The 6,081-nt window shown below is 61.1% G+C and carries 5 protein-coding genes; 2 read left to right on the top strand and 3 right to left on the bottom strand.

Annotated features, from left to right (window positions below):
• Window positions 1–42: 42 nt before the first annotated feature.
• The gene (locus HX873_RS26965) at window positions 43–513 is read right to left on the bottom strand and encodes an Lrp/AsnC family transcriptional regulator (protein ID WP_008430161.1); all 471 of its coding nucleotides are present in this window, start codon (window positions 511–513) and stop codon (window positions 43–45) included.
• Window positions 514–637: 124 nt separating this feature from the next.
• On the opposite strand from HX873_RS26965, the gene HX873_RS26960 reads away from it, so the two are divergent.
• Both HX873_RS26960 and HX873_RS26955 read left to right on the top strand, forming a co-directional pair.
• Complete coding sequence (locus HX873_RS26960) at window positions 638–1,882, top strand: methionine gamma-lyase (protein WP_177009637.1); 1,245 nt, start codon at window positions 638–640, stop codon at window positions 1,880–1,882.
• A gap of 185 nt (window positions 1,883–2,067) precedes the next feature.
• Window positions 2,068–2,757, top strand: a complete 690-nt coding sequence (locus HX873_RS26955; RefSeq protein WP_177042415.1) for a helix-turn-helix transcriptional regulator — start codon at window positions 2,068–2,070, stop codon at window positions 2,755–2,757.
• A gap of 125 nt (window positions 2,758–2,882) precedes the next feature.
• On the opposite strand, the gene HX873_RS26950 is transcribed toward HX873_RS26955, so the two are convergent.
• Together HX873_RS26950 and macA are read right to left on the bottom strand one after the other, a co-directional pair.
• Window positions 2,883–4,841 carry a MacB family efflux pump subunit gene (locus HX873_RS26950; RefSeq protein WP_003212489.1) on the bottom strand — a complete coding sequence of 653 codons (1,959 nt, stop codon included), beginning with the start codon at window positions 4,839–4,841 and terminating at the stop codon, window positions 2,883–2,885.
• A gap of 3 nt (window positions 4,842–4,844) precedes the next feature.
• Window positions 4,845–5,996 carry a macrolide transporter subunit MacA gene (gene macA, locus HX873_RS26945; RefSeq protein ID WP_177020133.1) on the bottom strand — a complete coding sequence of 384 codons (1,152 nt, stop codon included), beginning with the start codon at window positions 5,994–5,996 and terminating at the stop codon, window positions 4,845–4,847.
• Window positions 5,997–6,081 lie beyond the last annotated feature (85 nt).

Raw genomic sequence — 6,081 nt, 5'->3', positions numbered from 1 at the left:
AACCATAAGCAGCCGTTACCCAAATAACGGATATACACACCATCACTCCGGCAAAGGAATCACCCGCAACGGCCGCACCGACTTATAAGAAAAACTCGAGTAAATCTCCTTAACACACGGCAACCCCTGCAACACCTCCCGCGCAAACTCCCCAAACGACTCCAGATCCTTCGCCACCACTTCCAACAAAAAATCATACCGCCCCGAAACGTTATGACACGCCACAATCTCGGGAATCTCCAGCAACCTTTGCTCAAACGCCCGGGCAACTTCCCGGGAGTGCGTATCCATCATGATGCTGACAAACGCCGTCACCCCATACCCCAGCGCCTTGGGCGACAGGATCGCCTGATAACCGCCGATCACCCCGCTGTCCTCAAGGTTCTTCACCCGCCGCCAACACGGCGAAGTGGTCAGCGACACCCGCTCCGCCAACTCCGCCACCGTCAACCGCGCATTACCCTGCAAGGCGTTTAAAAGTGCCTTGTCAGTCCGATCCAGATGCATGGGCATATCTTGCCTCAAAACGTCGTTTTTATTGTTTTTCATCCCAATCTACCGGCTTTTCCCAGCAAACTATGGAACGTTCGGCCGCCGTTATAAGCATAGCATTGTAGGAAATAAGGAGCGTCCGACCATGAAAAATAAACACAACACGTTCGGCTTTTCCACCCGCGCCATCCACCACGGCTACGACCCCCAGGACCACCACGGCGCCCTCGTGCCGCCCATCTACCTGACGGCAACCTTCGCCTTCCCCACCGCCGAATACGGAGCCGCCTGCTTCGCCGGCGAAGAGAGCGGACACTTCTACACCCGCATCTCCAACCCCACCCTGGCCCTGCTGGAATCGCGCATGGCCACCCTGGAAAACGGCGAAGCCGCCGTCGCCTTCAGCTCCGGCATGGGCGCAATTGCCGCGACGTTCTGGACCCTGCTGCGCCCCGGTGACGAAATCATCGTCAGCCAGACCCTCTACGGCTGCACCTTCGCCCTGCTGCACCACGGCATCGGCGAATTCGGCATCAAGGTGCGCCACGTCGACCTCACCGACCTGAACGCCCTGAGCGAGGCCATCAACCCGGCCACGCGCATGATCTACTTCGAAACCCCGGCCAACCCCAACCTGCAACTGGTGGACATCGCCGCCGTCGCCGAGATCGCCCACCGGCAACCCGGGATCACCGTGGTGGTGGACAACACCTACTGCACGCCCTACCTGCAACGCCCGCTGGAAATGGGCGCCGACGTGGTGGTGCACTCGGCCACCAAATACCTCAGTGGCCACGGCGATATCACCGCCGGCATCGCCGTCAGCAGCCAGGCCCTGGCCCAGCGCATTCGCCTGCAAGGGCTCAAGGACCTGACCGGTGCGGTGATGTCACCCCAGGACGCCGCCCTGCTGATGCGCGGCCTCAAGACCCTGGCCCTGCGCATGGACCGCCATTGCAGCAACGCCCTGGCCATCGCCGAAGCCTTGCAGGCCCATCCCCTGGTGGAATGGGTGACCTACCCCGGCCTGCGCTCCTTCCCTCAATACGAACTGGCCGCGCGGCAGATGAAACAATCCGGCGGCATGATCGCGTTTGAACTCAAGGGCGGCATCGACATGGGCCGACGCTTCATGAACGCCCTCAAGCTGTTCACCCGGGCCGTGAGCCTGGGGGACGCCGAGTCACTGGCCCAGCACCCGGCCAGCATGACCCACTCCACCTACACCCCGGAGCAGCGCGCCCACCACGGGATTTCCGAAGGGCTGGTGCGACTCTCGGCGGGCCTTGAGGATGTCGCCGACCTGCTGGCCGACGTTGCCCAAGCCCTGCAGGCCTGTGCCGTAAAGCCGAAATCCCGGGCGGTGCAACACAACGTTCATCACGCTTGAAGTAAATTCACAGGCAGGCGCGACGTTTATCAATAGCCCGGCCTGAAAAGGTCGGGCTTCTCCCGTTGCGCCCTGCACCGCAAAAAATTTGATCCATTCATTGGCCCGTTTGCGAAAGCCTGTACTAGCATACGAGGCGGCAGTCATGGAGATCACTGCCCTGTACGCCGCCCTCATTGAAACTCATGGATGAAATGATGAACTCACACCTGTTCCCCCACATTGGCAAAGTCATCGCCAGCACCGGCAGCCGGCATTTCCCGCGCATGCTGCATGACCTGATCCTCACCCAACTGGCGGTCGACGCCACGCACATCACCCAAATGCCTGTGAGTTCACCGCGCAAGGCAGGCAGTTCGCGAATGACGGGGATCAGCCCGGTGTACACCGACCCGCTGCCAGGGCAGGAAGAGGCCCAGGCCGCCGCCCAACTGCACCTGACCCGGCGCAAGGATGACGTCAGCTACGTGCTGTCGGTGTATCGCTCCAACCCCTGCGAAAGTTTTTCCCAGCAGGAGCGGATCATCCTGCAAGACTTCTCCTCCCTGCTGCTGCCGATGGTTGAAAAACACATCAGCGCCCTGCAACCCAGCGGTCCGGACAGCGAAGCGCCGCAGCAACAAGGCATCGACACCTTGCGCCGGCGCTTTGAAGAGCGCCTCGCGCAATCGGGGCTGGCCCTGTCCAGCCGGGAGCTTGAGGTGTGCGTGGGGCTGCTGGCCGGGCGTACCGCACCGGAACTGGCAGAGCAGTTGGCACTGAAGGTCAATACCATCGAGAGCTACCTCAAGCGGGCTGCGATCAAGATGGGCATCAGTGGCCGGCATTCGTTGATGCGGTGGATGTATTCCACAGAAGAAAACGCCACTCTCTAGAACACCGAGGAACAAATGTGGGAGCGGGCTTGCTCGCGAATGCGCAGTGTCAGTCAATACATGTGTGACTGATCCACCGCATTCGCGAGCAAGCCCGCTCCCACATTTTTTGATCTCTGCCCGGCCTAATCCCGGGCCAGGGCTTCAATCGGATCCAACCGCGCCGCATTCCGCGCCGGCACAAACCCGAACACAATCCCGATCAACGTCGAACACGCAAACGCCGTCACCACCGAGCCCAGGGAAAACACCATTTCCCACTCTTTCACAAACAACGAAAACAGATAGCCGATGGCGAATGACAGCGAGATGCCGATCATCCCGCCAATCAGGCAGACCATCACCGCTTCCACCAGGAACTGTTGGCGAATATCCGATTGCCGCGCGCCCACTGCCATGCGAATCCCGATTTCGCGGGTGCGTTCGGTCACCGACACCAGCATGATATTCATCACCCCGATGCCGCCCACCAGCAACGAAATCACTGCAATCAACGACAGCAGCAACGCCAGGGAACGGCTGGTTTTCTGCACCGTCTGCATGATGCTGTCGAGGTTGTTGGTAAAGAAGTCCTTGGTGCCGTGACGTTGCAACATCAGCTTGGTGACGTTCTCTTCCACCACCTTGCTCGGCTGGCCGTCCTTGATGCGCACCGTGATGCTGTCCAGATGACGCTGGCCCAACAGCCGCCCCGCTGCCGTCTCGTACGGCACCCACACGTTCAACGCCTTGCTGGCGGCGAACATGTTTTTGTTGTCGGCCGTCACCCCGATCACCGTACAGGGCAGGTTGCCCACCAGGATCACCTGACCCAGCGGATCCACGCCTGGCGCGAACAGTCGATGGCGCGCGTTGTGGTCGATCACCACCACCTGGGCCTGGCGCCGAGCGTCACTTTCGCTGAAGGTAATTCCGGCTTCGAGCTTCAGGCCCTTGACCTGGAAATAGCGATCGCTGACCCCATTGACCTGGGCGTCCAGGTCGATATTGCCGTAACGCAGCAATAGGTTGCGCCCCACCACCGGCGTGGCGCTGTCGACGTAATACAGCTGGTTCAGCGCATCCACATCCGACGGCAACAACGTCTCGATGGCTGACGCACGGCTGTCACCAAAACTCTTGCCGGGAAAGATATCAATGGTGTTACTGCCAATGGCCTGGATGTCCTTGAGCACATAGCGCTTGGCGCCTTCGCCGATGGCCGAGATCGACACCACCGAGGTGATGCCGATGACGATGCCGAGCATGGTCAGCAAGGTGCGCATGCGATGGGAAATCAGCGCGACCCAGGCCATGTTGAAGGCCTCCTTGAACAGCCCGAGGCTCGCCACCAACTTGCGCGCACCGCTGCGCTTGGGCTCGATGGGCGCTTCGGTGGGCAGGTCGAGGCCGACACTCTGATTGGCGCGATCACTGACAATCTCGCCATCGCGCACCTCAATGATCCGCTGGGCATTGGCCGCGACTTTCGGGTCATGGGTAACGATGATCACCGTGTGCCCGGCGGCGTGCAGCTCGGCCAGGATGCGCATCACCTCCTTGCCGCTGTGGGTATCGAGGGCGCCGGTGGGTTCGTCGGCGAGGATCACTTCGCCGCCGTTCATCAAGGCCCGGGCGATACTCACCCGCTGTTGCTGGCCGCCGGACAGCTGGCTCGGGCGATGGGTCAAATGCCCCGACAACCCCAGGCGTGCCAGCAATTCCCCGGCGCGGCTGTGCCTGGCGGTTTCCGGCGTACCGGCATAGATCGCTGGCATTTCCACGTTGTGCAACGCGCTCAGGTGCGCCAGCAAGTGGTAACGCTGAAAGATAAAACCGAAGTAGTCGCGGCGCAGCTCGGCCAGTTGTTCATCCCCCAGGGTGCGGGTTTCGATGCCATTGATCTTGTAGCTGCCGGCAGTGGCGTAGTCGAGGCCACCGAGGATGTTCATCAGAGTGGATTTACCCGAACCCGAGGCCCCGGTGATCGCGACCATTTCCCCGGCGTGGATGGTCAGGTCGATGCCCTTGAGCGCAATGAATTCGCGGTCACCGGCCATGAAACTGCGCACGATGCCTTTAAGCTCCAGCAGTGGCTGAGTCATCAATCAGCCCCCCGCCACGGCGGGCGATGGATCGCCGATCACCACCTTGTCGCCCTCGGCCAGGCCATCGAGGATCTGCACCTTGACGTTGTTGTTGATGCCGGTCTGCACCTGCCGCGTGTTGGCCTTGCCCTTGGCGTCCAGCACCCGCACCGGGAAGCTGCCATCGGCATTGCGCGGGCCGAGTGCGGCCACCGGCACGGTCAGTGCGGCCTTGGCGGTGTCGAGCACGATGCGCACCTGGGCGGTCATGGCGATGCGCAGGCGGTGGTCGGGGTTGGGTACGTCGAACAGCGCGTTGTAGAACACCGCGGTGTTTTGCTTGGGGGTGCCGGCGGTCTGGGTTTCGAGGAAATTCTGCGGGGCAGGTTCGGTACCGCGCAATTTGGCGTAGTAGCGTTTGTCGGCCTCGCCGAGGATGGTGAAATACACCTGCTGGCCCGGACTGATGTGGATCACGTCCGCTTCGGAGACCTGGGCCTTGACGGTCATGGTGTCCAGGTCGGCGAGCTTGAGCAGCACCGGTGCCAGTTGGCTGGCGATCACGGTCTGGCCTTCCTGGGTGACGATGCCCACTACATCGCCGTCGATTGGCGCGACGATGCGGGTGTAGGCCAGGTTGATCTTGGCGGTGTCGATCTGGATGTGGGCGCTTTTGATCTGGGCGTCGAGGGACATCAGGTTGGCGCGCTGTACCTCGTAGTTGGACTCGGCGGTTTCGAAGTCCTGGCGGGACACGGATTCGTCCTCCTGCAGGCCCTGGTAGCGTTCGTAGACGGATTTGGTTTCCTTGAGTTGCGCGGCGGTGGCGCGGCGTTGGGCCTGGAGGTTTTCTTCGTCGACCTGGGCTTTGCGCAGGGTGTTCTGCAGGATCAACGGGTCGATTTCGGCCAGCCATTGGCCCTTCTTGACCTTGTCGCCGACCTTGACCTTCAGGGATTTGAGTTGGCCGGAAACCTGGGCGCCGACATCGACCTGCTTGACGCCTTCGAGCAGGCCGGTGGCCAGGACGGCGTTTTCGATGTCACTGCGTTCGGCGGTGGCGGTCAGGTATTGCGGCGCGTCTGCGGGGGCCTGCACCGTGTAGATAATCAGGCCCGCTGCGACGGTCAACACCAGGGCCAATCCTGCTTTTCGATACTTTGACTTTTCCATAAATGACCATAAGAGGTGTTGAAATGGGTTCCGGCTTTTGGCTCGGAGTACATATCCGTTTTTTTGGTAACGGCTGATATGGGTT

This window comes from Pseudomonas sp. P7758 (genome assembly GCF_013386485.1).
Taxonomy (GTDB): domain Bacteria; phylum Pseudomonadota; class Gammaproteobacteria; order Pseudomonadales; family Pseudomonadaceae; genus Aquipseudomonas.
The sequence above is the reverse complement of the archived record's forward strand: the minus strand, read 5'-3'. Positions and strand labels throughout refer to the sequence as shown.